At 62.6% G+C, this 26,741-nt stretch carries 33 protein-coding genes; all 33 read left to right on the top strand.

What is annotated here, in order from left to right:
• Position 1: 1 nt before the first annotated feature.
• Positions 2-1,609 carry a carboxyl transferase domain-containing protein gene (locus tag AB3N21_RS20710; protein WP_367936983.1) on the top strand — a complete coding sequence of 536 codons (1,608 nt, stop codon included), beginning with the start codon at positions 2-4 and terminating at the stop codon, positions 1,607-1,609.
• A 197-nt stretch (positions 1,610-1,806) separates the two neighbouring features.
• Complete coding sequence (locus AB3N21_RS20705; protein WP_367936982.1) at positions 1,807-2,277, top strand: thermonuclease family protein; 471 nt, start codon at positions 1,807-1,809, stop codon at positions 2,275-2,277.
• An 18-nt stretch (positions 2,278-2,295) separates the two neighbouring features.
• Positions 2,296-4,227 carry a biotin carboxylase N-terminal domain-containing protein gene (locus AB3N21_RS20700; RefSeq protein WP_367936981.1) on the top strand — a complete coding sequence of 644 codons (1,932 nt, stop codon included), beginning with the start codon at positions 2,296-2,298 and terminating at the stop codon, positions 4,225-4,227.
• A gap of 85 nt (positions 4,228-4,312) precedes the next feature.
• On the top strand, positions 4,313-5,167 hold the full coding sequence (locus AB3N21_RS20695) for a hydroxymethylglutaryl-CoA lyase (protein WP_367936980.1): 855 nt from the start codon (positions 4,313-4,315) through the stop codon (positions 5,165-5,167).
• A gap of 12 nt (positions 5,168-5,179) precedes the next feature.
• Positions 5,180-5,707 carry an AAA family ATPase gene (locus tag AB3N21_RS20690; protein ID WP_367936979.1) on the top strand — a complete coding sequence of 176 codons (528 nt, stop codon included), beginning with the start codon at positions 5,180-5,182 and terminating at the stop codon, positions 5,705-5,707.
• Positions 5,691-6,479, top strand: coding sequence for a crotonase/enoyl-CoA hydratase family protein (locus AB3N21_RS20685; RefSeq protein ID WP_367936978.1), 789 nt, complete (start codon positions 5,691-5,693; stop codon positions 6,477-6,479). Before AB3N21_RS20690 ends, AB3N21_RS20685 begins: the two co-directional genes overlap by 17 nt.
• A 185-nt stretch (positions 6,480-6,664) precedes the next feature.
• Positions 6,665-7,030, top strand: coding sequence for an NADH-quinone oxidoreductase subunit A (locus AB3N21_RS20680; protein ID WP_171178302.1), 366 nt, complete (start codon positions 6,665-6,667; stop codon positions 7,028-7,030).
• The gene (locus AB3N21_RS20675; protein ID WP_170494185.1) at positions 7,021-7,554 is read left to right on the top strand and encodes an NADH-quinone oxidoreductase subunit B family protein; all 534 of its coding nucleotides are present in this window, start codon (positions 7,021-7,023) and stop codon (positions 7,552-7,554) included. Before AB3N21_RS20680 ends, AB3N21_RS20675 begins: the two co-directional genes overlap by 10 nt.
• A complete protein-coding gene (locus tag AB3N21_RS20670) occupies positions 7,551-8,156 on the top strand; it encodes an NADH-quinone oxidoreductase subunit C (RefSeq protein WP_367936977.1) in 606 nt (201 codons plus the stop codon). Before AB3N21_RS20675 ends, AB3N21_RS20670 begins: the two co-directional genes overlap by 4 nt.
• Positions 8,156-8,329, top strand: coding sequence for a hypothetical protein (locus AB3N21_RS20665; RefSeq protein ID WP_171178298.1), 174 nt, complete (start codon positions 8,156-8,158; stop codon positions 8,327-8,329). Before AB3N21_RS20670 ends, AB3N21_RS20665 begins: the two co-directional genes overlap by 1 nt.
• A gap of 1 nt (position 8,330) precedes the next feature.
• Positions 8,331-8,468: a hypothetical protein gene (locus AB3N21_RS20660; protein WP_367936976.1), complete on the top strand. Its 138-nt coding sequence runs from the start codon at positions 8,331-8,333 to the stop codon at positions 8,466-8,468.
• A 77-nt stretch (positions 8,469-8,545) separates the two neighbouring features.
• Positions 8,546-9,760, top strand: a complete 1,215-nt coding sequence (locus AB3N21_RS20655; protein WP_171178513.1) for an NADH-quinone oxidoreductase subunit D — start codon at positions 8,546-8,548, stop codon at positions 9,758-9,760.
• On the top strand, positions 9,757-10,029 hold the full coding sequence (locus tag AB3N21_RS20650; protein WP_367936975.1) for a hypothetical protein: 273 nt from the start codon (positions 9,757-9,759) through the stop codon (positions 10,027-10,029). Before AB3N21_RS20655 ends, AB3N21_RS20650 begins: the two co-directional genes overlap by 4 nt.
• Positions 10,030-11,172 (top strand): NADH-quinone oxidoreductase subunit E, encoded by a 1,143-nt coding sequence (locus AB3N21_RS20645; protein WP_367936974.1) that lies wholly within the window; start codon positions 10,030-10,032, stop codon positions 11,170-11,172. It abuts the gene before it with no gap.
• Positions 11,173-11,231: 59 nt separating this feature from the next.
• Positions 11,232-11,459, top strand: a complete 228-nt coding sequence (locus tag AB3N21_RS20640; protein ID WP_367936973.1) for a DUF5337 domain-containing protein — start codon at positions 11,232-11,234, stop codon at positions 11,457-11,459.
• Positions 11,460-11,467: 8 nt separating this feature from the next.
• On the top strand, positions 11,468-12,766 hold the full coding sequence (gene nuoF, locus AB3N21_RS20635) for an NADH-quinone oxidoreductase subunit NuoF (RefSeq protein WP_367936972.1): 1,299 nt from the start codon (positions 11,468-11,470) through the stop codon (positions 12,764-12,766).
• Positions 12,763-13,170, top strand: coding sequence for a DUF5333 family protein (locus AB3N21_RS20630; protein ID WP_367936971.1), 408 nt, complete (start codon positions 12,763-12,765; stop codon positions 13,168-13,170). The genes nuoF and AB3N21_RS20630 overlap by 4 nt, the downstream gene beginning before the upstream one ends.
• Positions 13,171-13,174: 4 nt before the next feature.
• A complete protein-coding gene (locus tag AB3N21_RS20625; RefSeq protein ID WP_367936970.1) occupies positions 13,175-13,591 on the top strand; it encodes an MAPEG family protein in 417 nt (138 codons plus the stop codon).
• Complete coding sequence (locus AB3N21_RS20620; RefSeq protein ID WP_367936969.1) at positions 13,588-14,091, top strand: DUF3291 domain-containing protein; 504 nt, start codon at positions 13,588-13,590, stop codon at positions 14,089-14,091. Before AB3N21_RS20625 ends, AB3N21_RS20620 begins: the two co-directional genes overlap by 4 nt.
• A 56-nt stretch (positions 14,092-14,147) precedes the next feature.
• Positions 14,148-14,495 carry a hypothetical protein gene (locus tag AB3N21_RS20615; RefSeq protein WP_367936968.1) on the top strand — a complete coding sequence of 116 codons (348 nt, stop codon included), beginning with the start codon at positions 14,148-14,150 and terminating at the stop codon, positions 14,493-14,495.
• 98 nt (positions 14,496-14,593) lie between these two features.
• Positions 14,594-14,998, top strand: coding sequence for a DUF5333 domain-containing protein (locus tag AB3N21_RS20610; protein WP_367936967.1), 405 nt, complete (start codon positions 14,594-14,596; stop codon positions 14,996-14,998).
• A gap of 5 nt (positions 14,999-15,003) precedes the next feature.
• Positions 15,004-17,025 (top strand): NADH-quinone oxidoreductase subunit NuoG, encoded by a 2,022-nt coding sequence (gene nuoG / locus AB3N21_RS20605; protein WP_367936966.1) that lies wholly within the window; start codon positions 15,004-15,006, stop codon positions 17,023-17,025.
• Positions 17,022-17,408: a hypothetical protein gene (locus tag AB3N21_RS20600; protein WP_367936965.1), complete on the top strand. Its 387-nt coding sequence runs from the start codon at positions 17,022-17,024 to the stop codon at positions 17,406-17,408. Before nuoG ends, AB3N21_RS20600 begins: the two co-directional genes overlap by 4 nt.
• Positions 17,409-17,414: 6 nt before the next feature.
• Positions 17,415-18,452 carry an NADH-quinone oxidoreductase subunit NuoH gene (gene nuoH / locus AB3N21_RS20595; protein ID WP_367936964.1) on the top strand — a complete coding sequence of 346 codons (1,038 nt, stop codon included), beginning with the start codon at positions 17,415-17,417 and terminating at the stop codon, positions 18,450-18,452.
• Positions 18,453-18,454: 2 nt separating this feature from the next.
• Entirely contained in the window at positions 18,455-18,949 is a 495-nt protein-coding gene (nuoI, locus tag AB3N21_RS20590; protein ID WP_171178273.1) for an NADH-quinone oxidoreductase subunit NuoI, read from the top strand.
• Positions 18,946-19,356, top strand: coding sequence for a carboxymuconolactone decarboxylase family protein (locus tag AB3N21_RS20585; protein WP_367936963.1), 411 nt, complete (start codon positions 18,946-18,948; stop codon positions 19,354-19,356). The genes nuoI and AB3N21_RS20585 overlap by 4 nt, the downstream gene beginning before the upstream one ends.
• Positions 19,353-19,955, top strand: a complete 603-nt coding sequence (locus tag AB3N21_RS20580; protein WP_367936962.1) for an NADH-quinone oxidoreductase subunit J — start codon at positions 19,353-19,355, stop codon at positions 19,953-19,955. The genes AB3N21_RS20585 and AB3N21_RS20580 overlap by 4 nt, the downstream gene beginning before the upstream one ends.
• A gap of 4 nt (positions 19,956-19,959) precedes the next feature.
• Positions 19,960-20,265 (top strand): NADH-quinone oxidoreductase subunit NuoK, encoded by a 306-nt coding sequence (gene nuoK, locus AB3N21_RS20575; protein ID WP_050602759.1) that lies wholly within the window; start codon positions 19,960-19,962, stop codon positions 20,263-20,265.
• Positions 20,266-20,271: 6 nt separating this feature from the next.
• Positions 20,272-22,470 (top strand): NADH-quinone oxidoreductase subunit L, encoded by a 2,199-nt coding sequence (gene nuoL / locus AB3N21_RS20570; protein ID WP_367936961.1) that lies wholly within the window; start codon positions 20,272-20,274, stop codon positions 22,468-22,470.
• Positions 22,470-24,011, top strand: coding sequence for an NADH-quinone oxidoreductase subunit M (locus tag AB3N21_RS20565; protein ID WP_367936960.1), 1,542 nt, complete (start codon positions 22,470-22,472; stop codon positions 24,009-24,011). Before nuoL ends, AB3N21_RS20565 begins: the two co-directional genes overlap by 1 nt.
• A gap of 15 nt (positions 24,012-24,026) precedes the next feature.
• Positions 24,027-25,469, top strand: coding sequence for an NADH-quinone oxidoreductase subunit NuoN (gene nuoN, locus AB3N21_RS20560; protein ID WP_367936959.1), 1,443 nt, complete (start codon positions 24,027-24,029; stop codon positions 25,467-25,469).
• 54 nt (positions 25,470-25,523) lie between these two features.
• On the top strand, positions 25,524-26,273 hold the full coding sequence (locus AB3N21_RS20555) for a biotin--[acetyl-CoA-carboxylase] ligase (protein ID WP_367937045.1): 750 nt from the start codon (positions 25,524-25,526) through the stop codon (positions 26,271-26,273).
• Between the two features lie 10 nt (positions 26,274-26,283).
• Positions 26,284-26,741 (top strand): type III pantothenate kinase (locus tag AB3N21_RS20550; protein ID WP_367936958.1); only part of this gene is annotated, 458 nt, incomplete at its 3' end.

The following is a 26,741-nucleotide window of genomic DNA, read 5'->3' as shown; positions in this document are numbered from 1 at the left end:
GATGAAACTCACATCCAAAGCCATGCCTGCCTCCGAGGGCTTCAAGGCTAACCGCGCCGCGCATCTTGACGCGCTGGCTCAGATCTCCGCCGCTGCCGAGGCCGCCCGCTTGGGAGGCGGCGAGAAATCCCGCGCGCGCCATGAATCCCGCGGCAAGATGCTGCCGCGCCGTCGGGTAGCGAACTTGTTGGATGCGGGCTCTCCCTTCCTCGAAATCGGCGCGACGGCTGCGCATGACATGTATGACGGTGCGGCCCCTTGCGCAGGTGTCGTTGCAGGTATCGGCCGGATGCAGGGGCGCGAGGTCATGGTGGTCTGCAACGACGCCACCGTGAAGGGCGGCACCTATTACCCGATGACGGTCAAGAAACACCTGCGGGCGCAGGAGATCGCCGAGGAAAACCATCTGCCCTGCATCTATCTGGTCGACAGTGGCGGCGCCAACCTGCCCAATCAAGACGAGGTGTTTCCCGACCGCGATCACTTTGGCCGCATCTTCTACAATCAGGCGCGAATGAGCGCCAAGGGCATCCCGCAGGTCGCTGTCGTCATGGGCTCTTGCACGGCTGGTGGCGCCTATGTTCCGGCCATGTCCGATGTCACGATCATCGTCAAGGAACAGGGGACCATCTTCCTCGCAGGCCCGCCGCTGGTGAAAGCGGCAACGGGTGAGGTGGTGAGCGCCGAAGATCTTGGCGGTGGCGACGTACACACGCGCCTGTCTGGCGTGGCCGACTATCTGGCCGAGGATGACGCCCACGCGCTGGCGCTGGCCCGGCGGGCGGTTGGGTCGTTCGGCGGTGCCGGGCTGAAGCCCGGCCTACGGTTCGAGACGCCGGAGGACCCGGCTTATGATCCCGAAGAAATTCTGGGGGTCGTTCCCGCCGACCTGCGCACGCCTTACGATATCCGCGAGGTGATCGCGCGGCTGGTGGACGGCTCGCGCTTTGATGAGTTCAAGCCGCGGTTTGGCGAGACGCTGGTGACCGGGTTCGCTCATCTCAAGGGCTGCCCGATCGGCATCATCGCCAACAATGGTGTGCTGTTCTCGGAATCCGCCCAGAAGGGTGCGCATTTCGTTGAGCTTTGCTCAAAGCGGAAAACCCCGCTGGTGTTTTTGCAAAACATCACCGGCTTCATGGTGGGTCGCAAATACGAAAATGAAGGTATCGCCCGGCACGGCGCCAAGATGGTGACCGCTGTGGCCACCACAAATGTGCCGAAGGTCACCATGCTGGTCGGTGGCTCGTTCGGGGCGGGCAATTACGGCATGGCGGGCCGTTCTTATCAGCCGCGGTTCCTGTGGACCTGGCCCAACTCGCGCATCTCGGTCATGGGGGGCGAGCAGGCGGCCGGGGTTCTCGCCACCGTCAAACGCGACGGGATCGAGCGGGCGGGCGGCACATGGTCCGCCGAGGAGGAGACCGAGTTCAAGCGCCCGACGCTGGAGATGTTCGAACACCAGTCCCACCCGCTTTACGCCTCGGCGCGGCTCTGGGATGACGGCATCATCGACCCGCGCAAGAGCCGCGATGTGCTGGCGCTGTCGCTGAGCGCGGCGCTGAATGCGCCGATCGAGGAGACACGCTTTGGCGTGTTCCGGATGTAAGGGGCTCGACATGCTTGCATCGGAACGAAAGGCACCGCAATCTGCTCCGACACAACCCTTGTTTGATCAGGGGTGCCGGGGTTCAACTTTTAACTTAAGCGATTGCGATGAAAACAAGACTATTCGCCGGGCGTACCTCAGGTCGAAATGGCGACGTTCAAGGGCGCCCGGATGCAGACCCTCGGGCGGCGAAGCCCATGCCTTTGCTGCCGAGCATCCTGAACCCGCGACTTTATCTCAGGGCAGTATTGGCCGCGATGGTTGTGTCGTTTGTTTTGTTTCAGATACTGCCGGACTTGTTGTTGTGGTCGAAGGACGCCGATCAGGACGACCGATGCCGGATCGTGTCAATCACCGATGGCAACACCGTACGCACGTGGTGCCCGGCGCGCGGAGTCGAAGTCGGGCGGCTGCAGGGATTCAGCGCGCCGAAACTCTACTATGCCAGATGCAAGTCGGAGTTTCTCGAAGCCTTTGCCGCGCGTCGGGCGTTACGTCTGGCCGTTATGGGGGCCAAGGACGTGACGATCGTCCGGGAAGGAAAAGACGTGGACAAACGGGCCCTGATCAAGGTGTGGCTGGATGGTCGATCTCTCGCCAGTCTGATGGTGGAAACGGGCCACGCCCGGCCACATTCCGGCCGGGGCTGGCCGAGTTGGTGTCACTGACGCAGCAGGAGAAAAGCGATGTTTGACAAGATCCTGATCGCCAATCGGGGCGAGATTGCGTGCCGTGTCATCGAAACGGCTCAATCCATGGGGGTGGCTTGTGTAGCGGTGTACTCGGACGCCGACACCTCGGCCAAGCACGTGCAGATGGCTGACGAGGCCGTCCATATCGGTGGCGCGGCCCCGGCGGACAGTTACCTCAAGGGCGACGTGATCATTCAGGCCGCGCTGGAGACTGGCGCGCAGGCGATCCATCCTGGTTACGGCTTCCTCTCCGAGAACCCGGAGTTCGTGGATGCCGTCGAGGCAGCGGGGCTTACCTTTATCGGCCCTTCGGCGGATGCGATCCGCAAGATGGGGCTCAAGGACGCGGCCAAGGTTCTGATGGAGCAGGCGGGCGTGCCGGTGGTGCCGGGTTATCACGGGGACAATCAGGACCCCGAGCATCTGTCCGGCGCGGCGGATGCCATCGGTTATCCGGTGTTGATCAAGGCCGTCGCGGGCGGCGGCGGCAAGGGGATGCGGCTGGTCGAGCGCCCGCAGGACTTTGCGGCGGCACTCGACAGCGCCCGGGGCGAGGCGCGGACGGCTTTCGGCAACGACGCGGTGCTGGTCGAGAAATACGTCGCCAAGCCCCGCCATATCGAGGTGCAGGTCTTTGGTGACGGCACCCATGCGGTGCATCTCTTCGAACGCGACTGCTCGCTCCAGCGGCGGCATCAGAAGGTGATCGAAGAGGCTCCGGCGCCGGGCATGACGGCAGAGATGCGCGAGGCGATGGGGCAGGCGGGCGTGCGCGCCGCCGAGGCCATCGGCTATAAGGGCGCGGGCACGGTGGAGTTCATCGTCGATGCTTCGGACGGGCTGCGGCCCGACCGGTTCTGGTTCATGGAAATGAATACCCGTCTGCAAGTGGAACACCCGGTGACCGAGGCCATTACCGGCGTCGATCTGGTGGAATGGCAGTTGCGAGTGGCGGCCGGGGAATGCCTCCCCAAGCGGCAAGAAGACCTGACCATCACCGGCCACGCTTTCGAGGCGCGGCTTTATGCCGAGGACGTGCCCAAGGGCTTTCTGCCCGCCACAGGCACTCTGACCCATCTGCAGTTCCCGGCGGGCTGCCGTGCCGATAGCGGCGTTCGGGCAGACGACACGATCAGCCCATGGTACGACCCGATGATCTCGAAGGTCATCGTGCACGGCGCCACGCGTGAGGTGGCGCTGGCGAAACTGGATCGGGCGCTGAGCGGCACACAGGTGGGGGGCACCGTCACCAATCTGGCGTTTCTTGGTGCGCTGACCCGGCATGCGGGATTTGCGGCGGGTGATGTGGATACCGGCCTGATCGGGCGTGATCTGGATGCGCTGGTGCAGGAGCCTGTGCCCGAGCCCCGGCATAAAGTGGCGGCGGCGATGACGGCGCTGGGGTTGGTTGAGACCGGTGAGGAAACCGGTTTCTCCCTCTGGGCGCCGCTACATCGGGCTGTCGAACTGGCCTGGCAGGGCGAGGCGTTCCCGATGGATGTGCAGGTTGCCGGACCGGACCGGCAGCTCTGGCAGGTGGGCGAGGATCGGGTGCTTGCCGAGCGTCGCGACGGGGACTGGCGGATCGCCGGGCAGCCGATGCCAGATGTGGCCGTGGCAGGCTCGGTTGTGACCGTGTTCGACGGTTATGGGCTGGCCTTCGAGGTGATCGACCCGCTTGACCGGGATGCCTCCGCCGGGGGCGACACCAACGTGATCGAGGCGCCGATGCCGGGGCTGGTGAAGGCGGTGTTTGCCGAGGCCGGGCAGGCCGTGAAGGAAGGCGACCGGTTGGCCATTCTCGAAGCGATGAAGATGGAGCATTCGCTGCTTGCCGCCCGCGATGGGGTGGTGGCCGAGGTTTTGGCGGGGGCCGGGACTCAGGTCGAGGCTGGGGCGGCGCTGGTGCGGCTGGAAGAGGAATGAGGTTGCTTCCCCTCCGGCGGCGGCGCAGGCTGCGGGGGTGGGATTTGCGTATTTGTAGCAAGAAGAAGCAGAAAAGGGCGCCGGGATGAGCGAACGGGTCGAGATATTCGAAGTTGGGCCGCGCGACGGGCTGCAGAACGAGGCGCGCGAGATCCCGGTGGCCGAGAAAGTGGCGCTGGTCGACTGTCTGAGTCGGGCCGGGTTCAACCGGATCGAGGTGGCCAGTTTTGTGTCTGCGAAATGGGTGCCGAAGATGGCTGGCTCGGCAGAGGTGCTGGTGGGGATATCCCGGGCGGACGGTATCCGGTACGCGGCGCTGACGCCGAATATGCGGGGTTATGAAGACGCGCTGGCCGCCAAGGCGGATGAGATCGCGGTGTTTGCCTCGGCCTCCGAGGGGTTTTCCAAGGCGAATATCAACGCCAGCATCGACGAGTCGATTGAGCGCTTCGTGCCGATTCTCGAAGCGGCACGGCATATCGATCTGCCGGTGCGGGGCTATGTCTCCTGCGTGACCGATTGCCCTTATGACGGGCCGACGCCGCCGGAGAAGGTGGCCGAGGTGGCGGACCGGCTGTTCAGTCTGGGCTGTTACGAGATTTCGCTGGGTGACACGATCGGGCAGGCAACGCCGGCCTCGATTGCCCGGATGCTGCTGGCGGTGCGTGAGCGGGTGCCGGTGACGCGGCTGGCGGGGCACTATCATGACACTGCCGGGCGAGCCATTGACAATATCGACGCCTCTCTGGCGCTGGGTGTGCGGGCGTTCGATGCCGCCGTCGGGGGCTTGGGCGGTTGTCCCTATGCCCCGGGAGCGGCGGGCAATGTGGCGACCGAGGCGGTGGCGGCGCATCTGGAGCGACTGGGCTATGAGACCGGGCTGAATGCGGAGGTGCTGGAAGAAGCCGCCGGGATGGCCCAGGCCATGCGTGGGGCATAGGTGCCGGTGCTGATGTGCCTGTCTGGCTTGCCGGGTGTCGGCAAGACCACGATTGCCCGCCAGGTTGCGCGGCAGACGGGCGCGCTGTGGCTGTGGATTGATCAGATCGAAACCGCGATAAAGGCCTCATATATGCAGACCGACGATCTTGCCGATGGTGGCTATGCGGCGGCGCAGGCGGTTGCTCAGGGAGCGCTGGACCAGGGATTTGACGTCATTGCCGATTGCGTGAACCCGATTGGCCTGTCGCGTGAGAAATGGCGGGAGGTTTCCCGGAAAACCGGCGCGCGGCATCTGGACGTAGAGATCTGGTGCTCTGATGAGGCGGAACACCGCAAACGTGTCGAGACTCGCTCGGTCGATCTTTCGGGTTGGGTTGGCCCTGATTGGCAGGCGGTGCAGGCGCGCGGATACGAGCCATTTCCGGCCCCCGATTTCCGCATCGACACGGCCAGGACAACTCTGCCCGAGGCCACTGCCCGGTTGAGTGCGGCCATCCGGAATGAAACTCAGGAGAATGGTGATGTTCGAAACCATTGATGTATCCACCGACACGCGTGGCGTAGCGACGCTGACGCTCAACCGCCCCGAAAAGCACAACGCCATGTCGGCGCAGATGCTGGCCGATCTGAACGCGGCGGCGGGCCAGCTGGCTGCGGATGATGCCGTGCGGGTGGTGGTACTGACCGGGGCGGGCAAGACATTTTGCGCCGGGGGCGATCTGGGCTGGATGCAGGACCAGATGGCGGCCGATCCGGAAACGCGGTTTGTCGAGGCGCGCAAGCTGGCCGAGATGCTGCAGGCACTCAACACCCTGCCGAAGCCGGTGATCGGGGCCTTGCAGGGCAATGCCTTTGGTGGTGGGGTGGGGCTGGCCTCGGTCTGCGACATCGCCATTGGGGTGGACAGCCTGAAGATGGGTTTGACCGAGACGCGGCTGGGCCTGATCCCGGCCACCATCGGGCCCTATGTGATCGCCCGGATGGGCGAGGCGCGGGCGCGGCGGGTATTCATGTCGGCGCGGCTCTTTGATGCCGCCGAGGCAGTGGGACTGGGCTTGCTGGCCAAGGCCGTGCCGGTCGACCAACTGGCCGAGGCGATCGAGGCCGAGGTCGGCCCCTATCTCGCCTGTGCACCGGGCGCGGTGGCTTCTGCCAAGCAACTGGCCCGCGACCTCGGCCCGCGGATCGACGAAGACGTGATCGACCGGACGATTCAGGCGCTGGTTGACCGGTGGGAGACCGAGGAGGCGCGCGAGGGGATCGGGGCGTTTTTCGACAAGAGAAAACCTGCATGGAACAGTCAGGTTTGACGTCTGTTGCGCAACGGGCGCCGTTTGCGAAATCATCCGAAATTCCGGGCGGCTAGCGCCGCGACTAAACCGCCGCTGCGCGTTTTCGCTTGGTTGACCCTCTGACCCCGCGCAGGTAGAGAATGTCCAGTCAACACGCCAATTGACGGCGCGCTTAAGAGCCGCGCGCAGGAAAGGAGCCACTCGTGGAAGAGCTGTTGCGGGAGTATCTCCCCATCCTGGTGTTTCTGGTCGTCGCCGTCGGCCTTGGAATTGTCCTGATTCTCGCGGCGGTGGTTCTGGCCGTCCGCAACCCCGATCCCGAAAAGGTCAGCGCCTACGAGTGCGGCTTCAACGCGTTCGACGATGCGCGGATGAAATTCGACGTCCGGTTCTACCTGGTGTCGATTCTCTTCATCATCTTCGATCTCGAGATTGCCATGCTGTTTCCCTGGGCCGTCGGATTCCGCGACATTTCGGACGTCGGCTTCTGGTCGATGATGGTGTTCCTGGCGGTGCTGACCATCGGCTTTGCCTATGAATGGAAGAAAGGGGCCCTGGAATGGGAGTGATGACGGGTGCAAACACTGCCGGCGTCGACAAGGAAGTCGCCACCCAGGCCCTGAATGCAGAACTGCAGGACAAGGGTTTCCTGCTGACCTCGACCGAGGACATTATCAACTGGGCCCGCACCGGCTCTCTGCACTGGATGACATTCGGTCTGGCCTGCTGTGCGGTTGAGATGATGCATACCTCGATGCCGCGCTACGATGCGGAACGGTTCGGCATCGCGCCGCGCGCCTCCCCGCGCCAGTCGGACGTGATGATCGTGGCCGGAACGCTGACCAACAAGATGGCCCCGGCGCTGCGCAAGGTCTATGACCAGATGCCCGAGCCGCGTTATGTGGTCTCGATGGGCTCCTGCGCCAATGGCGGCGGTTACTATCACTATTCCTATTCGGTGGTGCGGGGCTGTGACCGCATCGTTCCGGTGGACATCTACGTCCCCGGCTGCCCGCCGACTGCCGAGGCGCTGCTCTATGGCCTGATGCAGTTGCAACGCAAGATTCGCCGCACGGGGACGATTGTACGATGAGCGAAGCACTGAACGAACTCGGGCAGCATATCGAACTCAAGCGGCCCAATTGCGTGCTGGCCTGGGATGTGACGTATGGCGAGTTGAACATCGACGTGGCGCCATCCAACCTTGTGGAATTCGTCGAGTATCTGAAATCCGACCGGAACTGCCAGTTCTCGACCCTGGTGGACATCACCGGTGTGGATTATCCGGAGCGGGCCAAGCGGTTCGACGTGGTCTACCACTTCTTGTCGATGTACCAGAACCAGCGCATCCGCCTGCGGGTTTCGATCCGCGAGGATGACATGGTGCCCTCGATCATCGATGTGCACCCCTCGGCCAACTGGTTCGAGCGTGAGGTGTTCGACATGTTCGGCATCCTGTTCTCGGGCCATCCGGACCTGCGGCGCATCCTCACCGACTATGGTTTCCGCGGCTATCCGCTGCGCAAGGATTTCCCGACCACCGGTTACACCGAGGTTCGCTACGACGAGGCGCAAAAGCGCGTGGTCTATGAGCCGGTCAACCTGGTGCAGGAATACCGTCAATTCGACTTCATGAGCCCGTGGGAGGGTGCGACCTACATTCTGCCGGGGGATGAGAAACAGGAGAACACGTGATGGGAAGCATCTGGTGGCTGATCCTTTCTGCGCTGACTATCATTCCGATGGTCAAGCTGTTGCCGTTCTTCGGGATCAACAAATACTGGTGTCTGGTCTGTCTGATCCCGTTCGGCACGATTGCGCTGTTGTGGTGGATGGGGATGAAACTGCAGGAGCTGGAGCGCCGCTGACATGCTGACATTGCTTGGAGAACTAGCGGCCCTCGGCGCGTTGGGGCTGTTGCTGGCCGGGGCCGCTGCCAAGGCCGCGCAGGCGGAAAAGGCCCGCGTCCGGGCCGAGGCGAAAAAGAACAAGCGGGGACGGCGCTGAGCCGACCCTGAGCACCGGCCCCGGGGCCGGACCGAATGACAAGCCGGGCACTGCGCCCGGACAGGAGAGACACGATGATGGATGGCGGCAAGGGCTTCGAAGACGCTCTGACGGGCGAACAGAAGATCCGCAACTTCAACATCAACTTCGGCCCGCAGCACCCTGCGGCCCACGGCGTGTTGCGTCTGGTGCTGGAACTGGACGGTGAGATCGTCGAGCGCTGCGACCCCCATATCGGCCTGCTGCACCGTGGCACGGAAAAGCTGATGGAAAGCCGCACCTACCTGCAGAACCTGCCCTATTTCGACCGGCTGGATTATGTGGCGCCGATGAATCAGGAACATGCCTGGTGTCTGGCCATCGAAAAGCTGACCGGGGTTGAGGTGCCGCGCCGGGCCTCGCTGATCCGGGTGCTGTACTCTGAAATTGGCCGCATCCTGAACCACCTGCTGAACGTGACCACGCAGGCGATGGACGTGGGCGCCCTGACCCCGCCGCTCTGGGGCTTTGAAGAGCGTGAAAAGCTGATGGTGTTCTACGAGCGCGCCTGCGGCGCCCGCCTGCACGCGGCTTATTTCCGTCCCGGCGGTGTGCATCAGGACCTGCCACCGGAACTGCTGGACGATATCGAAGCGTGGAGCCACGAATTCCCGGCTGTTCTGGACGACATCGACGGGCTGCTGACCGAGAACCGCATCTTCAAACAGCGCAACGCCGATATCGGCGTGGTGACCGAGGAAGACATCCTGAACTACGGCTTCTCGGGCGTGATGGTGCGCGGATCGGGTCTGGCTTGGGACCTGCGCCGGGCGCAGCCCTATGAATGCTATGATGAGTTCGAGTTCCAGATCCCCGTTGGCAAGAACGGCGACTGCTACGACCGCTATCTGGTCCGCATGGAAGAGATGCGCCAGTCGCTCTCGATCATCCAGCAGGCCATCGCCAAGCTGCGCGATTGCCCCGGCGACGTGCTGGCACGCGGCAAGATCACCCCGCCGAGCCGTTCGGACATGAAAACCTCGATGGAAAGCCTGATCCATCACTTCAAGCTGTACACCGAGGGCTTCCACGTGCCCGCGGGCGAGGTCTATGCCGCCGTCGAGGCGCCCAAGGGCGAGTTCGGCGTCTATCTGGTCGCAGACGGCACCAACAAACCCTACCGCGCCAAGCTGCGGGCGCCGGGTTATCTGCACCTGCAAGCCATGGACCACGTTGCCAAGGGTCACCAACTGGCCGACGTCGCCGCCATCATCGGCACCATGGACGTCGTTTTTGGAGAGATCGACCGATGAACCGCCTTTTTACTCTGTGTGCTCTCTCCGTTGCGGGGCTTCCCGCTTTTGCAGGCACCCAGCCTGATATCAGCGATCTGGTGACCGATACGATCGGATACACGACCGTCCGGCCCGGTGTGGTGTTGCTGGAAGGGGAGTCCATGGGAACATTCATCTGCCGCTTCGATGTCAGTGACGAGGACTTTCAGGCTTTTGCCGCGAGCGGCGAGTTGAAGCAGGCTGCAGACCGCGTGGTCTGCATCCCGATTGAGGAGCTTGAAAAGTAAATGCTGCGCCGTCTGCATCCCGAACAACCCGACAGCTTTGCCTTCACCTCCGCCAATCAGGCCTGGGCCGAAGCGCAGATCACCAAATACCCCGAGGGCCGTCAGGCCAGCGCGGTTATCCCGCTCTTGTGGCGCGCGCAGGAGCAGGAGGGCTGGCTGAGCCGTCCGGCGATTGAATCCGTCGCCGACATGCTGGGCATGGCCTATATCCGCGTGCTTGAGGTGGCGTCCTTCTACTTCATGTTTCAGTTGCAACCGGTTGGTTCCGTTGCACATATTCAGATTTGTGGTACCACATCCTGCATGATTTGCGGCGCCGAGGACCTGATCGCGGTCTGCCGCGAGAAAATCGCCGACAAGCCGCATGTGGTGTCCGCTGACGGCAAGTTGAGCTGGGAAGAGGTGGAATGCCTCGGTTCCTGCACCAACGCGCCGATGGCGCAGATCGGCAAGGACTATTATGAGGATCTGACCTCCGAGAGTTTTGCCCGGATCATTGACGATCTGACCGCAGGCAAGGTGCCGGTGCCGGGCCCGCAGAATGGCCGCTACGGCGCGGAGCCGCTCAAGGGGCTGACCAGCCTGACCGAGTATGAAAGTGGCAAGACGCAGTACAACGCCTCGGTGCAACTGGCCACCGATATCGGCGATACCGTCAAGCGGATCGACGGGAGCGAGGTGCCACTGCTGACCCCGTGGCTGGGCAAGGACGGCAAGACGGCCAGCACGAAGGCCTCGGAAAAAAAACCGCCAGCAGCGCCAGCGGCTCCGAAACCTGCCGTGAAACAGGCCCAAGAGGCCAAGGCCGCCAAGCCTGCCGTGAAACCGGCTGAAAAGGCGGATGTGACCGCCCAGGAACAGCCCGACACCTTGCAAGCCGCGCGTGAAGGCGGGGCGGATGATCTGAAACTGCTCAAGGGGGTGGGTCCCAAGCTGGAGCAGACCCTGAACGAGCTGGGCTTTTACCATTTCAACCAGATCGCGGCCTGGACCCCGGCACATGTGGCCTGGGTCGATGCGCGGCTCAAGTTCAAGGGCCGGATCGAGCGTGATGGCTGGATCGAACAGGCGGCACAACTGGCAGCGGGCGAAGAGACCGATTTCGCCAAGCGCGCCAAGGATGAAGGCACCTACGAGAAATAGGGGCCGAGAGTTAGACAAAGGGCGTCCGCATCTGCGGGCGCCGGGATGAACCGAAAGCGATGAGCACGGACAAGGAACACGCCATAGCCCGCAAGGGCCGCCATATCGGACTGGTCATCGCGGTGACCATGCTGGTCTGGCTTGCGCTGACCCTGTTCATCGGTCCGGCCATCGGCCTGCCGGGCCGGTATGCCCTGCTGTTCGACTTCGCCGCACTGGCGGGGTTCGTCTATGCGGGGGTCAACATTTTTCAACTCTGGCGCATGCGTCAGGATAGCCAAAGGTAAGTCGAGCGATGCTGAAGGATCAGGACCGGATCTTTACCAACATCTACGGGATGCACGAGCGCACGCTGAAAGGCGCGCAGGCCCGCGGGCATTGGGACGGCACCGCTGGCCTGATCGAAAAGGGGCGTGACTGGATCATCCAGACGATGAAGGACTCAGGTCTGCGCGGGCGCGGCGGCGCGGGCTTTCCCACTGGTCTGAAATGGTCGTTCATGCCCAAGGAAAGCGATGGTCGCCCGGCCTATCTGGTTGTGAACGCGGACGAATCCGAGCCCGGCACCTGCAAGGACCGCGAGATCATGCGCCACGATCCGCACACGCTGATCGAAGGCTGCCTGATCGCCTCCTTCGCGATGAACGCGCATGCCTGCTACATCTACATCCGCGGTGAATACATCCGCGAGCGCGAGGCGCTTCAGGCCGCGATTGACGAAGCCTATGATGCAGGGCTGCTGGGCAAGAACGCTGCCGGTTCGGGATGGGATTTCGACCTGTTCCTGCACCACGGCGCAGGCGCCTATATCTGCGGCGAGGAAACCGCGTTGATCGAAAGCCTTGAGGGCAAGAAGGGCATGCCGCGCATGAAGCCGCCGTTCCCGGCAGGCGCGGGCCTTTACGGCTGCCCAACCACGGTGAACAACGTGGAATCCATTGCCGTAGTACCCACCATCCTACGGCGCGGCGCCGACTGGTTCGTGGGCTTTGGCCGTCCCAACAACGCGGGCACCAAGCTGTTTGGCATCTCGGGCCATGTGAACAATCCCTGCGTGGTCGAAGAAGCGATGTCGATTTCCTTCGAAGATCTGATCGAGACCCATTGCGGTGGCATTCGCGGCGGCTGGGACAACCTGCTGGCGGTGATCCCCGGCGGCTCGTCCGTGCCGTGCGTGCGAGGTGAGAACATGCGCGACGCGCTCATGGATTTCGACTATCTGCGCGGCGAGCTGGGCTCGGGCCTTGGCACGGCTGCGGTGATCGTGATGGACAAATCCACCGATATCATCAAGGCGATCTGGCGTCTGTCGAAGTTCTACAAGCATGAAAGCTGTGGTCAGTGCACACCCTGCCGGGAAGGCACCGGCTGGATGATGCGAGTGATGGACCGTCTGGTGCGCGGCGAAGCCGAGCTCGAAGAGATCGACATGCTGTTCGATGTCACCAAACAGGTCGAAGGCCACACCATCTGCGCGCTTGGCGACGCGGCGGCCTGGCCGATCCAGGGCCTGATCCGCAACTTCCGCGAAGAGATCGAGGACCGCATCAAGGCGCAGAAATCCGGCCGCATGGGAGCGATGGCGGCGGAATGACCAATGGTCCCAGAAATACCATCCGCTCTCTTGCCGCCATCGCTGCCACGGCGGGTGCAGGCTCAGCGTCTGCCGACAGCACGGCCGCGCTTGACCAGGCGGTCGGCCAGATTTTCGCGGCGGACATGATCAGCAGCTCATGCAGTGGGATCGGCCGGATCGGTGGCTCGGACTATCAGCAGTTCGTTCAGGCTGCGTCCGACATGGCGGCAGAACAGGGGCTGAACAAGCGCATGATGCGGCGGCTTTTGATTTACGGAAAGACCGCCTGGCTGGAACAACAGGCGGCAGCGGTTCTGAGTGCTCGGGGCGTCGAGCCCAGAAATACCAGCAAGATGTGTGCCTTTGCACAGGAAGTTGCGGGCAAGAATGACACGATCGGGCGATTTCTGATCAAGGAGTGAATTGATGGAAGGCTTTGACGCATATTCCCACGCGATTGCCTCACTGGTGATCTTCACGCTGATCGTTTTGGCCATGTCGCCATTCTCGGCGCTGGCCAAACAGGGCAAGGGGCTGGCTCCGGGAGCTACACCCGAACAGGACTACGCGGACAAGGCCTATCGCCTCAATCGGGCCTACCTGAACGGCTGCGAAACGCTGCCGGCTTTCCTGACTGTGACAGTGGCGGCAATCCTTGGCGGCGCCAGCCCGTTCTGGGTGAACCTTCTGGCCTCGCTCGCGCTGCTGGCGCGCATCGTGATGCTGATCATTCATCTGCGCGGCACAGGCAATCCGCATGGCGGGGTGCGCTCGATCTTCTACGTGGCGGGATGGGCGTGTATGGCGGTTCTGGGCCTCATGGCATTGGTGGCGGCGTTTTGATTCAGCCGGACGAATATCACCTGGCCGAGCTGAATGTCGGCCGCCTGCTGGCTCCGACGGACGATCCGCGCGTGGCCGAGTTCATGGAGGCGCTCGACCGGGTGAACGGGCTGGGCAAGCGCATGCCGGGTTTCATCTGGATGATGGAAGGTTCAGGCGAGCCGGGGACTGGCAACACCGAGAACAATATCGGGGACGATCCGCAATTCGTGGCCAATCTCACGGTCTGGGAGGATACGCCAAGCCTGGAACGGTTCGTCTGGGGAACCATCCACCGGCAATTCTATGAGCGTCGGCAGGAATGGTTCGAACTTCTGGGCGAGATGCACTTCGTCATGTGGTGGGTGCCGAAGGGCCATAAGCCAACGTTGAGCGAGGCATTGGAACGCCTGAAGCACCTGCGGGCCCATGGTCCCAGCGACCATGCATTCGGCTGGAACGAAGTGAAAGAAGCCACCATGTGGCGCAGCCATGGCTGCGCGCCGGTAGCGGCGGAGTGAACGCGATGACGCAGGATTCGCATATCCAACAGGCCGCCGGAGCGGGAGGGCACGGAATGACACGCAAGCACGCGATAATGCTCGGGCTGATTGGCGCATTGGCTGTGACCGCCGGCTGCTCTATTCAGCGCAAGAAGGACCGGGTTCTTTTTGATGGCCACGCCTTCCGCACCAAGGCCAAGGTGGTGGACAAGAAGGTCAGCCGCGCCGACTTCACTGTGTCGATCGACGGGGTTTCGGCCTCGCTCGACGGTGCGCGCGAGGCCGGGCGTTATGCCGGCACCCGATACTGCATCGAAAACTATGGTACGTCCAAGATCGACTGGAAAACCGGACCCGACACCGAGCAACTGCGTGTCGTCGATGACAAGATGACCTTTGCGGGAACCTGTCAGCGGCCATGAGATCTGTTACGGCATATCCCCGCCTTTCGGGCCTCTCGTTATTGAATAACGCGCCCGCAACGCCTCGATCTGGTGCTTCCAGATCGAAGGGATATGTCATGTCAGTTCTCAAAACCGTTGCCCTGTCGCTCCTGCTGACTGCGCCCACGCTGGCTCAGGCCAAACCGCCCTTGCGCGAAGTCAAGGAGATCGACAACGAACTCTACTACATCGCCATCGCAAACGAGATTTCCAAGCAATGCGACGTCATCGCGGGACGGCGCATGAAGGCGATTGGGGTGATGTGGGGGTTGCGGTCCAAGGCAAATTCGCTGGGTTATTCGGACTCCGAGATCCGCGCTTACGTCGAATCGGACGCGGAAAAGGCGCGGATGCGGGCCAAGGGTGAGGCGTATCTGGCGCAGAAAGGCGTCACATACGAAAGACCGGAAACTTTCTGCGCGCTGGGACGCGCGGAGATCAAAAGAAACAGCGCGATCGGCGTGTATTTGAGGGCGAACTGAAAGCCATGTCTGACCTTCGCAAGATCAATATCGACGGACAAGAGATCGAAGTGGACGGGGCGATGACCCTGATCCAGGCCTGCGAACAGGCCGGGGTCGAGGTGCCGCGCTTCTGCTATCACGAGCGTCTGTCGATTGCGGGCAATTGCCGCATGTGCCTGGTCGAGGTCGTGGGCGGCCCGCCGAAACCGGCGGCCTCCTGCGCGATGCAGGTGCGCGATCTGCGCCCCGGTCCCGAGGGGCAGCCGCCAGTGGTCAAGACCAACTCGCCCATGGTCAAGAAAGCCCGTGAAGGGGTGATGGAGTTTCTTCTCATCAACCACCCGCTCGACTGCCCGATCTGCGATCAGGGTGGGGAGTGTGATCTGCAGGACCAGGCAATGGCTTATGGTCTGTCCGGCACGCGCTTCAGGGAAGCCAAGCGGGCGGTGGATGATCTCGACCTCGGCCCGCTAGTTGGTACTGCGATGACGCGCTGCATCAGCTGTACCCGCTGCGTGCGCTTTACGACCGAAGTGGCCGGGATCACTCAGATGGGTCAAACCGGGCGCGGCGAGGATGCCGAGATCACGTCCTATCTGAACCAGACGCTGGATTCGAACCTGCAAGGCAACATCATCGATCTGTGCCCTGTTGGGGCGCTGACCTCCAAGCCCTATGCATTCACCGCCCGCCCATGGGAACTGACCAAGACCGAGAGCATCGACGTGATGGACGCGCTTGGCTCGAACATTCGCGTGGATACCAAGGGTCGCGAAGTGATGCGCTTTCTGCCGCGCAACCATGACGGCGTGAACGAGGAATGGATCAGCGACAAGACCCGCTTTGTCTGGGACGGCCTGCGCCGCCAGCGGTTGGACAAGCCCTATGTGCGCGTCGATGGCAAGCTGAAACCGGCCACGTGGCCTGAGGCGCTGGCGGCAGCGGCCAAGGCGATCAACGGCGCGGAAAAGCTGGCCGGGATCGTCGGCGATCTGGCGCCGGTCGAGGCCGTATTTGCACTGAAACAGATGGTTGAGGGCAAGGACGGCGTCGTGGAATGCCGCACCGATGGCGCCAAACTGCCTGCGGGCAATCGCGGCGCCTATGCAGGGACCGCCGCCATCGAGGATATCGACAGCGCCGAACGCATCCTGCTGATCGGCACCAACCCGCGCGACGAGGCGCCGGTGCTGAACGCCCGCATCCGCAAGGCCTGGGCGCATGGTGCCGAGGTGGCGCTGGTCGGGCCCGCCGCCGATCTGACCTATGACTACTACCATGTGGGCGATGACCGCGCCGCGCTGAACCAAGTCGTGGACATGGGCGGCGACGATGAGATCAAGGCCAAGCGCTCACTGGTCATCGTGGGGCAGGGCGCCCTGCAAGAGGCTGACGGCGCCGCCGTTCTGGCCGCTGCGCAGACCATTGCCGCCAACACCGAAAGCGGCCTGCTGATCCTGCACACCGCCGCCTCACGCGTGGGCGCGATGGATGTGGACGCCACCAACGAACGCGGCATGGATGCGGTGAGCGAGGCGGACGTGATCTACAATCTCGGCGCCGATGAGATCGAAATCGGCGAAGGCGCGTTCGTCATCTATCAAGGCAGCCACGGCGACCGTGGCGCCCACCGCGCCGATGTGATCCTGCCGGGCGCGGCCTATACCGAGGAAAACGGCCTGTTCGTGAACACCGAAGGCCGCCCGCAACTGGCCATGCGCGCCGGTTTTGCCCCAGGCGAGGCCAAGGAGAACTGGGCCATCCTGCGTGCGCTCTCGGCGGAGTTGGGTGAGGCACTGCCCTATGACTCGCTCGCGCAACTGCGCCAGAAATTGGTTGAGGCGGTGCCGCATCTGGCCAAGATCGATCAGGTCATCGAGAATGAGGTACAGGCGCTTGATACCGCGCCGTTGGGCCAGGCCACTTTCCGCACTGCGGTCAAGGATTTCTATCTGACCAACCCGATCGCGCGCGCCTCGCAACTGATGGCCGAACTGTCGGCCCAGGCCAAGGCGCGCGACGCGGAGAAGATTGCGGCAGAATGATCCGGCTGGCGCTCATATCCCCCTTGGCTCTGGCGGCCTGCGCCGAGCAACCCGACGCGGAAGAGACGCGGGAGCCGCCGGAATATCTGGGGGCCGAGGCGGTGTCGCTGGACGACGATCTGGTGCAGATGGACGTCTCGGTCTCGGGCACCGATCAGGGTGAGGATGTGGTGGCCTATGCCCAATGTGCGGTCGCGCAATATGCGCTGGACAACGGTTTTGGCTATGCCCGGCATTTGCGGACGAATGTGAACGAAAAGGGTGGCGTATGGACGGCAGATGCTGTTTACACCATCTCGCCCGCCCAGCCGCAGGGGTTGAAGATCATCGACGCGCGCGTTGAGGTCGAAACCTGCGCGGAAAACGGAATACCCACGGTGTGAGGACCAATGGCTGAATTCTTTAACACCCCAGGCGGCATAGCCATCATCATCCTGGCGCAAGTGCTTGCAGTTGTTGCCTTTGTGATGATCTCGCTGCTCTTCCTCGTCTATGGCGACCGCAAGATCTGGGCCGCGGTCCAGATGCGCCGGGGCCCCAATGTGGTGGGCGTCTACGGCCTGCTGCAATCGGTGGCGGATGCGCTGAAATACGTGGTCAAGGAAGTGGTCATTCCCGCCGGGGCGGACCGCACCGTGTTCATCCTCGCGCCGCTGACCTCCTTCGTTCTGGCGATGATCGCCTGGGCGGTGATCCCGTTCAATGACGGCTGGGTGCTGTCCGATATCAACGTCGCCATTCTCTATGTCTTCGCCGTTTCTTCACTGGAAGTTTATGGCGTGATTATGGGTGGTTGGGCATCGAACTCAAAGTACCCCTTTCTTGGTTCGCTGCGCTCGGCCGCGCAGATGATCTCGTACGAGGTCTCCATCGGTCTGATCATCATCGGTGTGATCATCTCGACCGGATCGATGAATTTCGGCGACATCGTCGAGGCACAGGATGGCCGTTTCGGCTTCTTCAGTTGGTACTGGCTGCCGCATTTCCCGATGGTGTTCCTATTTTTCATCTCGGCGCTGGCGGAAACCAACCGGCCGCCCTTCGACCTTCCAGAAGCGGAATCCGAGCTGGTCGCGGGCTATCAGGTGGAATACTCGGCCACGCCCTTCCTGCTGTTCATGGCCGGTGAATACATCGCCATCTTCCTGATGTGCGCGCTGACGTCGCTCCTGTTCTTCGGCGGGTGGCTGTCGCCGATCCCGGGCCTGCCCGACGGCGTGCTGTGGATGGTCGCCAAGATGGCGTTCTTCTTCTTCATCTTCGCGATGGTGAAGGCGATCACCCCACGCTACCGCTATGACCAGCTGATGCGGCTGGGTTGGAAGGTCTTCCTGCCGTTCTCGCTGGGCTGGGTGGTCTTCGTGGCCTTCGCGGCGAAATTCGACTGGTTCTGGGGCGCCTTCGCCCGGTGGAGCGTAGGAGGCTGACAATGGCAAATATCGACTACACCCGCGCGGCCAAATACTTCCTGCTTCAGGACTTCTGGGTCGGCATGAAGCTGGGGCTGAAGTACTTCTTCGCCCCCAAGGCCACCGTGAACTATCCGCACGAAAAAGGCCCGCTCAGCCCGCGCTTTCGCGGTGAACACGCGCTGCGCCGTTACCCGAACGGAGAGGAACGCTGCATCGCCTGCAAACTGTGCGAGGCGATCTGCCCCGCCCAAGCCATCACCATCGACGCCGAACCGCGTGAGGACGGCTCGCGCCGCACCACGCGCTATGACATCGACATGACCAAGTGCATCTATTGTGGCTTCTGCCAAGAGGCCTGCCCGGTCGATGCCATCGTCGAAGGCCCCAATTTCGAATTCGCCACGGAAACCCGAGAAGAGCTGTTCTATGACAAGGCCAAGCTGCTTGAGAACGGCGAGCGCTGGGAGGCCGAGATCGCCCGCAACCTCGAACTGGACGCGCCGTACAGATGAGTGAGACGGCCAAAAACCCATTTGAGCAGATGCTCAAGCAGGCCCATGACATGGCCAAAGCGTTTAACCCGGGGCTCGAGAACTTCTCGCCCAAGGGGTTCGAGGCGCTGTGGCCGACCATGCCCAAAGAGGTCATGGAGATGATGTTCGGCAACGCCGTCAACACCGACGGTTTGGATGCCAAGACCCGGTTGCTGCTGACGCTGGCCGGGCTGACCTGCCAGGGCGCACAGGCCGATACCGCCGTGCGCCAGACCGTGCGCCATGCCGTCGAGGCGGGGGCCAAGAAACAGGAGATCGTGGAAACGATCGGTCAGATGTCGGTCTTTGCCGGCATCCCGGCCATGACCCGTGCGCTGGAACTGGCGCAGGAGGCCATGGGCGAAAAAGGGGACGATGACCAATGAGCGTATTTGCCTTTTACCTCTTTGCCGTCAGCGCCATCACCGGGGGGCTGTTCACCGTGATCAGCCGCCAGCCGGTGCATTCGGTGCTGTGGCTGATCCTGTCCTTCATCTCGTCGGCGGGGCTGTTCGTGCTGCTGGGGGCCGAGTTCGTCGCGATGCTGCTGATCATCGTCTATGTCGGCGCGGTCGCGGTGCTTTTCCTGTTCGTGGTGATGATGCTGGACGTGGACTTTGCTGAGCTCAAGGCCGAGATGGCGCGCTACATGCCGCTGGCGCTGCTGATCGGGCTGGTGATCCTGATGCAGTTCGTTATGGCCTTCGGCGCCTGGGAAACCGCGGAAGGCGCGGCGGGGCAACTGGCCCAGCCAATCCCGGCGGACCGCCACAACACCGAGGCGCTGGGGCTTATCCTCTATGATCAATACTTCCTTTTGTTCCAGCTGGCGGGCCTGATCCTGCTGGTGGCCATGATCGGCGCCATCGTTCTGACGCTGCGCCACCGTCAGGACATCAAGCGTCAGGATATCATCGGCCAGATGATGCGCGACCCGGCGCAGGCGATGGAACTCAAGGACGTGAAACCGGGGCAGGGACTATAAGACGATGATCGGACTTGAACACTATCTTACGGTCGCGGCGACGCTGTTCGTCATCGGCATCTTCGGTCTCTTCCTGAACCGCAAGAACGTCATCATCCTGCTGATGAGCATCGAACTGATGCTGTTGGCGGTGAACATCAACCTCGTGGCGTTCTCCAGCTTCCTTGGCGATCTGGTGGGGCAGGTATTCACGCTCTTCGTGCTGACCGTGGCCGCCGCCGAGGCCGCCATCGGTCTTGCCATTCTGGTCTGCTTCTTCCGCAACCGCGGTTCCATCGCGGTGGAAGACGTCAACATGATGAAGGGGTAAGAGATCATGGAAACAACCATCCTCTTTGCCCCGCTGGTGGGCGCGCTGCTCTGCGGGTTCGGCTGGAAGTTTATTGGCGAGAAAGCCGCCATGTGGACCGCCACGGGCCTGCTGTTCCTCGCCTGCCTGCTCAGCTGGATTGTGTTCTTCGCCTTTGACGGCCACACCCAGCAGATCGAGATCCTGCGCTGGATCGAAAGCGGCTCGCTGTCGACCTCATGGGCGATCCGTCTGGACCGGCTGACCGCCATCATGCTGATCGTGGTGACGACCGTTTCGGCGTTCGTGCATCTCTATTCCTTCGGTTACATGGATCACGACCCGCAATGGCGCAAGGGCGAGAGCTATAAGCCGCGTTTCTTCGCCTATCTCAGCTTCTTCACCTTTGCGATGCTGATGCTGGTGACCTCGGACAATCTGGTGCAGATGTTCTTTGGCTGGGAGGGTGTCGGCGTCGCCTCGTACCTGCTGATCGGCTTCTACTACCGCAAACCCTCGGCCAATGCCGCAGCGATCAAGGCGTTCATCGTCAACCGCGTGGGCGATTTCGGCTTTGCGCTGGGGATCTTCGCGCTGTTCTTCCTGACCGACAGCATCAACCTGTCGGACGTGTTTGAGGCAGCACCCGCGCTGGCCGAAAGCCAGCTGACCTTCCTGTGGGGCGAGTGGAGTTCGATCGAGCTGGTCTGCGTGCTGCTCTTCATCGGTGCCATGGGCAAGTCGGCGCAGCTGATCCTGCACACCTGGCTGCCGGATGCGATGGAAGGTCCGACGCCGGTCTCGGCACTGATCCACGCCGCGACCATGGTGACCGCAGGCGTGTTCCTGGTCTGCCGCATGTCGCCGCTCTATGAATTCGCTCCGGGCGCTGCTGGCTTCGTGACCGTGCTTGGCGCCTCAACTGCGTTCTTCGCCGCGACCGTTGGCCTAGTGCAGACCGACATCAAGCGCGTCATCGCCTATTCGACCTGTTCGCAGCTGGGCTATATGTTCGTGGCCGCCGGTGTGGGCATGTATTCGGCGGCGATGTTCCATCTCTTCACGCACGCATTCTTCAAGGCGCTTCTGTTCCTTGGCGCCGGTTCGGTCATCCATGCGATGCACCATGAGCAGGACATGATGAACTATGGCGCGCTGCGGAAAAAGATCCCCTATACCTTCTGGGCGATGATGATCGGCACGCTGGCCATCACCGGTGTCGGCATCCCGCTGACCACCATCGGCTTTGCCGGGTTCCTCAGCAAGGACGCCATCATCGAAAGCGCCTACGCGGGCGGATCGAGCTATGGATTCTGGCTGCTGGTTATCGCCGCTGCCATGACCTCGTTCTATTCCTGGCGCCTGATCTTCCTGACCTTCTACGGCGAAGAGCGGGGCGACAAGCACACGCATGAGCACGCGCATGAAAGCCCGATGTCCATGCTGGTGCCGTTGGGCGTGCTGTCGCTGGGCGCGATCTTTGCGGGCATGATCTGGTATGGCCAGTTCTTCGGCCACACCGACAAGGTGGGCAAGTTTTACGGCATCCCGGTTGCCGAAGCACATGCCGAAGGGCACGACGCCGACACCCATGCCGAACATGTCGCCGACGGCACCGCCGCCGAACATCATGATGAGGCGCAGGACGGCGCGCATGGCGAGAACACCGCCGCCGCAACCGCCGATGACGGTCATGGTGAGGCCACCGCTGAGGACAGCCATGGCGAGGCCATGGCCGAGGGCGAACATCACTATGTGTTTGCCGGCAAGCCGGGCGAGGGCGGCATCTACATGGGCCCCGACAACACCGTGCTGGATGACGCGCATGCTGCACCGAAATGGGTCAAGGTTTCGCCCTTCGTCGCCATGGTGCTGGGCTTTGGACTGGCCTATCTCTTCTACATCGTGAACCCATCGCTCCCGGTGCGGCTGGCCGCGAACCAGCGGCCCCTCTACCTGTTTCTCAAGAACAAGTGGTACTTTGACGAGATCTATGACGCGATTTTCGTCAAACCCTTCGTGGCCCTTGGCCGGATCCTATGGAAACGCGGCGACGGCAACACAATCGACGGCTTCCTGAACGGAGTAGCAATGGGCATCGTTCCCTATTTCACCCGCCTCGCAGGCAAGGCGCAGTCGGGCTACATCTTTACTTACGCCTTCTGGATGGTTCTGGGGATCGCTGCCCTGGTCACCTGGATGTCGATCGGCGGAGGCGCACACTGATGGACAATATCCTCTCCATTGTCACCTTCATCCCCGCACTGGCCGCGCTGATCCTGGCGCTGTTCCTGCGGGGTGAGGATGCCGCCGCACAGCGCAATGCCAAATGGGTGGCGCTGTTTGCGACCACGGTGACCTTCCTGGTCTCGATCGGCATCTACACGGGCTTTGACCCCTCGAACACCGGCTTTCAGATGGTGGAAGAGGGTGAGTGGCTGATGGGCCTGAAATACAAGATGGGCGTGGACGGCATCAGCGTCCTGTTCATCTTGCTGACCACCTTCATCATGCCGCTGACCATTCTGGCCAGCTGGCAGGTCACGGATCGCGTCAAGGACTACATGATCGCCTTCCTGCTGCTGGAAACGCTGATGCTGGGCGTGTTCATGGCGCTGGATCTGGTGCTGTTCTACCTGTTCTTCGAGGCCGGTCTGATCCCGATGTTCCTGATCATCGGCATCTGGGGCGGCAAGGACCGGATCTACGCGAGCTTCAAGTTCTTCCTCTACACCTTCCTCGGCTCGGTGCTGATGCTGGTGGCGATGGTGGCGATGTATGCGGATGCGGGCACCACCGATATCGAGGCGCTGATGACACATCAGTTCTCGTCCCAAGGCTTCAGCGTGCTGGGCGTCTATATCGTCGGCGGCATGCAGACGCTGATGTTCATCGCCTTCTTCGCCAGCTTCGCGGTCAAGATGCCGATGTGGCCGGTCCACACCTGGCTGCCGGACGCGCACGTCCAGGCGCCGACCGCCGGGTCGGTGGTACTGGCCGCGATCCTGCTGAAGATGGGCGGCTATGGCTTCCTGCGCTTCTCGCTGCCGATGTTCCCGGTGGGCTCGGCGGTGATGACCGATCTGGTGTTGTGGATGTCCGCGATTGCGGTGGTCTACACCTCGCTGGTGGCGCTGGTGCAGGAGGATATGAAAAAGCTGATCGCCTATTCCTCGGTGGCTCACATGGGTTTTGTCACCATGGGTATCTTTGCGGCGAACCAGCAGGGGATCGACGGCGCCATCTTCCAGATGCTCAGTCACGGTTTCATCTCGGCGGCACTCTTCCTTATCGTCGGCGTGATCTACGATCGGATGCACACCCGCGATATCGAGGCTTATGGCGGTCTGGTGAACCGGATGCCCGCGTATGCGCTGGTTTTCATGCTGTTCACCATGGCCAATGTCGGTCTGCCTGGCACCTCGGGCTTTGTCGGTGAATTCCTGACCCTCATGGGCGCGTTCCAGGTCAACACCTGGGTCACCGCTGTGGCTGCCTCGGGCGTGATCTTCTCGGCGGCCTACGCGCTGTGGCTCTACCGCCGCGTGGTCTTTGGCGATCTGATCAAGGAGAGCCTGAAGTCGATCACCGACATGAGCAGCCGGGAACGCGCGATCTTTGCCCCGCTGGTCGTGATGACCATCCTTCTGGGCGTCTACCCGTCGCTGGTCACCGATGTGATCGGCAACTCGACCGCCGCGCTGATTTCGAATTACGACATGGCTCTGGCCGCGGCTGAGGCCGCGACCCAGGTCGCCTCGCATTAAGGGAGCTTTGGAGACATGATCCAGGCTGATCTGACTGTAATCCTGCCGGAAATCATTCTGGCGATCTATGCGATGGTGGCGCTGATCGGGGCGGTCTACACCTCGAAGGACGCGCTGGGGCCGCTGCTGGTCTGGACCACGGCGGGGCTGATGGCGCTACTGGCCTTCGGCATTGCCACGCAGGGCGGCGGCACGCGCGAGGCGTTCGGTGGCATGTTCGTCGATGATGGCTTTGCCCGCTTTGCCAAGGTGGCGATCCTGCTCTCGGCGGCGTCCGTGCTGCTGATGAGCCAGGACTACATGACCCGCCGGGGTCTACTGCGGTTCGAATATCCTCTGCTGGTGGCGCTGTCTGCGGTCGGCATGATGATGATGGTTAGCGCCGGCGACCTGATGTCGCTTTACATGGGGCTCGAACTGCAATCGCTGGCGCTCTATGTGGTGGCGGCGCTGCGTCGCGACAGCGCGAAATCGACCGAGGCCGGACTGAAATACTTTGTGCTGGGCGCACTCAGCTCAGGCCTGCTGCTCTATGGCGCCTCGCTGATCTATGGCTTCTCGGGCACCACGCTGTTTTCCGGCATCATCCAGACCGCGCAGGCGGGCGAGGTCTCTCTGGGTCTGCTCTTTGGCCTGATCTTCCTGATCTCGGGCCTGGCCTTCAAGGTCTCGGCGGTGCCGTTCCACATGTGGACGCCGGACGTCTACGAGGGCTCGCCCACGCCGATCACCGCCTTCTTCGCAACCGCGCCGAAAGTAGCTGCCATGGGTTTGTTCGCCCGGGTACTGCATGACGCCTTTGGCGCCGCCGTGGCCGACTGGCAGCAGGTCATCGTGCTTCTGTCGGTGCTGTCGATGTTCCTCGGCGCCATCGCCGCCATCGGGCAGCGCGACATCAAGCGGCTAATGGCGTTTTCGTCGATTGCCCATATGGGCTATGCCCTGATCGGCCTTGCCGCGGGCACCGAACTGGGCGTCAAGTCGATGCTGATGTATCTGGCGATTTACGTGACCATGAATGTGGGCACCTTCGCCTTCATCCTGATGATGGAGCGGGATGGCCAGCCAGTCACCGATATCGACGCGCTGCGCCAGTATTCGCGCCGCGATCCGGGCAAGGCGCTGGCGGTGCTGATCCTGATGTTCAGCCTTGCGGGCGTGCCGCCGATGCTGGGGTTCTTTGCCAAGTTCGGCGTCTGGCAGGCGGGCGTGGATGCGGGCCTGACCGGTCTGGTCGTCGCCTCGGCCATCGCCTCGGCCATCGGTGCGTTCTATTACCTGCGGATCGTGTTCTACATGTATTTCGGGGAAGAGAACGAGGACCCGATCGAGACCCGCTCGTCCCCCGTTCTGTGGGGCGCGCTGATGGGTTCGGCGGCGCTGATGCTGATCGGCGTGTTCTATCAGTTCGGTGTCGAAGGCGCAGCGGCAGCTGCGGCGGCAACGCTTGTCAACTGATCCCGGACAGCACCAATGCAGGAGGGCTCGGTCGCAGGACCGGGTCTTTTTGCCATGAGCGAATGGCCGCACGAATACGGGCTGCATGTCCTGCAAGAGGTGGACAGCACCCTCAACGAGGCTGCCCGGATCGCGCCCACCGCGCCGGGGCCACTCTGGATCATGGCGCATCGCCAGACGGCGGCGCGTGGACGCCGGGGCCGGGCCTGGGCGCATCCCAAAGGTAATCTGGCGGCTACGCTGCTGCTGCGTCCCAATGGGTCGCCTGAACAGGCGGCGCTGCGTAGCTTCGTGGCGGCGCTGGCGCTGTTCGATGCCTGTGTCGCGGTCACGGGCCGCGCTGCCGGGCTGGCGTTGAAATGGCCCAACGACGTGTTGCTGAACGGCGGCAAGCTGGCGGGTATCCTGCTGGAAAGCACCGGGCAGGGAAATGGCGTGACGCATCTGGCCATCGGTATCGGCGTCAACCTGGCCGAGGCGCCGGGGGCGGACGCGGTCGAACCGGGGGCGGTACGCCCGGTCTCGCTGTTCTCGGAAATCGGCGCGCAGGTGGGGCCGGAGGATTTCCTGACCGAACTGGCCACGGCCTACGCCCGCTACGAAACCCAGTTCACCACCTACGGGTTCGAGCCGATCCGCACGGCTTGGCTGGCCCGCGCGGCGCGATTGGGAGAGGTCATCACCGCCCGTACCGCAGCGTCGGAAACCGTCGGCACCTTCGAAACGGTGGACGCGGGCGGTAACCTTGTCCTAAACACCGCCAAGGGCCGCGTCGGCATTCCCGCGGCGGATGTGTATTTCTGAGGGGACGCAGATGCTTCTGGCCATCGACTGCGGCAACACCAACACGGTGTTCTCGATCTGGGACGGGGAGAAATTCCTATGCACCCTGCGCACCTCAACCCATCATGCGCGTACTGCGGATGCATATTTCACCTGGTATTCGACGCTGGTGAAGCATTATGGGATCGAGGCGAACATTACCGATGTGATCATTTCGTCCACTGTGCCGCGCGTGGTGTTCAACCTGCGGGTCTTTGCCGACCGCTTCTTTGGCTGCCGCCCGCTGGTGGTGGGCAAGCCCGAGACGCTGCTGCCGTTCAAGCCGCGCGTGGATGAGGGGACGCAGGTGGGGCCTGACCGCCTGGTCAACACCGCTGGCGCCTTTGACCGATACGGCGGTGACCTGGTCGTGGGGGGGTTCGGCACCGCCCCAACCTTTTTCGTGGTGGCTCACGACCGCGCTTTTGTGGGGGGCGTGGTCGCCCCGGG

The organism is Ruegeria sp., assembly GCF_040830605.1.
GTDB lineage: Bacteria > Pseudomonadota > Alphaproteobacteria > Rhodobacterales > Rhodobacteraceae > Ruegeria.
The sequence above is the reverse complement of the archived record's forward strand: the minus strand, read 5'-3'. Positions and strand labels throughout refer to the sequence as shown.

Bases quoted from the DNA above. Each gene is read 5' to 3' on its own strand.
- AB3N21_RS20710 (WP_367936983.1), top strand. From the start codon at position 2: ATGAAACTCACATCCAAAGCCATGCCTGCCTCCGAGGGCTTCAAGGCT.
- AB3N21_RS20705 (WP_367936982.1), top strand. From the start codon at position 1,807: ATGCCTTTGCTGCCGAGCATCCTGAACCCGCGACTTTATCTCAGGGCA.
- AB3N21_RS20700 (WP_367936981.1), top strand. From the start codon at position 2,296: ATGTTTGACAAGATCCTGATCGCCAATCGGGGCGAGATTGCGTGCCGT.
- AB3N21_RS20695 (WP_367936980.1), top strand. From the start codon at position 4,313: ATGAGCGAACGGGTCGAGATATTCGAAGTTGGGCCGCGCGACGGGCTG.
- AB3N21_RS20690 (WP_367936979.1), top strand. From the start codon at position 5,180: ATGTGCCTGTCTGGCTTGCCGGGTGTCGGCAAGACCACGATTGCCCGC.
- AB3N21_RS20685 (WP_367936978.1), top strand. From the start codon at position 5,691: ATGTTCGAAACCATTGATGTATCCACCGACACGCGTGGCGTAGCGACG.
- AB3N21_RS20675 (WP_170494185.1), top strand. From the start codon at position 7,021: ATGGGAGTGATGACGGGTGCAAACACTGCCGGCGTCGACAAGGAAGTC.
- AB3N21_RS20670 (WP_367936977.1), top strand. From the start codon at position 7,551: ATGAGCGAAGCACTGAACGAACTCGGGCAGCATATCGAACTCAAGCGG.
- AB3N21_RS20665 (WP_171178298.1), top strand. From the start codon at position 8,156: ATGGGAAGCATCTGGTGGCTGATCCTTTCTGCGCTGACTATCATTCCG.
- AB3N21_RS20660 (WP_367936976.1), top strand. From the start codon at position 8,331: ATGCTGACATTGCTTGGAGAACTAGCGGCCCTCGGCGCGTTGGGGCTG.
- AB3N21_RS20655 (WP_171178513.1), top strand. From the start codon at position 8,546: ATGGATGGCGGCAAGGGCTTCGAAGACGCTCTGACGGGCGAACAGAAG.
- AB3N21_RS20650 (WP_367936975.1), top strand. From the start codon at position 9,757: ATGAACCGCCTTTTTACTCTGTGTGCTCTCTCCGTTGCGGGGCTTCCC.
- AB3N21_RS20645 (WP_367936974.1), top strand. From the start codon at position 10,030: ATGCTGCGCCGTCTGCATCCCGAACAACCCGACAGCTTTGCCTTCACC.
- AB3N21_RS20640 (WP_367936973.1), top strand. From the start codon at position 11,232: ATGAGCACGGACAAGGAACACGCCATAGCCCGCAAGGGCCGCCATATC.
- nuoF (WP_367936972.1), top strand. From the start codon at position 11,468: ATGCTGAAGGATCAGGACCGGATCTTTACCAACATCTACGGGATGCAC.
- AB3N21_RS20630 (WP_367936971.1), top strand. From the start codon at position 12,763: ATGACCAATGGTCCCAGAAATACCATCCGCTCTCTTGCCGCCATCGCT.
- AB3N21_RS20625 (WP_367936970.1), top strand. From the start codon at position 13,175: ATGGAAGGCTTTGACGCATATTCCCACGCGATTGCCTCACTGGTGATC.
- AB3N21_RS20615 (WP_367936968.1), top strand. From the start codon at position 14,148: ATGACACGCAAGCACGCGATAATGCTCGGGCTGATTGGCGCATTGGCT.
- AB3N21_RS20610 (WP_367936967.1), top strand. From the start codon at position 14,594: ATGTCAGTTCTCAAAACCGTTGCCCTGTCGCTCCTGCTGACTGCGCCC.
- nuoG (WP_367936966.1), top strand. From the start codon at position 15,004: ATGTCTGACCTTCGCAAGATCAATATCGACGGACAAGAGATCGAAGTG.
- AB3N21_RS20600 (WP_367936965.1), top strand. From the start codon at position 17,022: ATGATCCGGCTGGCGCTCATATCCCCCTTGGCTCTGGCGGCCTGCGCC.
- nuoH (WP_367936964.1), top strand. From the start codon at position 17,415: ATGGCTGAATTCTTTAACACCCCAGGCGGCATAGCCATCATCATCCTG.
- nuoI (WP_171178273.1), top strand. From the start codon at position 18,455: ATGGCAAATATCGACTACACCCGCGCGGCCAAATACTTCCTGCTTCAG.
- AB3N21_RS20585 (WP_367936963.1), top strand. From the start codon at position 18,946: ATGAGTGAGACGGCCAAAAACCCATTTGAGCAGATGCTCAAGCAGGCC.
- AB3N21_RS20580 (WP_367936962.1), top strand. From the start codon at position 19,353: ATGAGCGTATTTGCCTTTTACCTCTTTGCCGTCAGCGCCATCACCGGG.
- nuoK (WP_050602759.1), top strand. From the start codon at position 19,960: ATGATCGGACTTGAACACTATCTTACGGTCGCGGCGACGCTGTTCGTC.
- nuoL (WP_367936961.1), top strand. From the start codon at position 20,272: ATGGAAACAACCATCCTCTTTGCCCCGCTGGTGGGCGCGCTGCTCTGC.
- AB3N21_RS20565 (WP_367936960.1), top strand. From the start codon at position 22,470: ATGGACAATATCCTCTCCATTGTCACCTTCATCCCCGCACTGGCCGCG.
- nuoN (WP_367936959.1), top strand. From the start codon at position 24,027: ATGATCCAGGCTGATCTGACTGTAATCCTGCCGGAAATCATTCTGGCG.
- AB3N21_RS20555 (WP_367937045.1), top strand. From the start codon at position 25,524: ATGAGCGAATGGCCGCACGAATACGGGCTGCATGTCCTGCAAGAGGTG.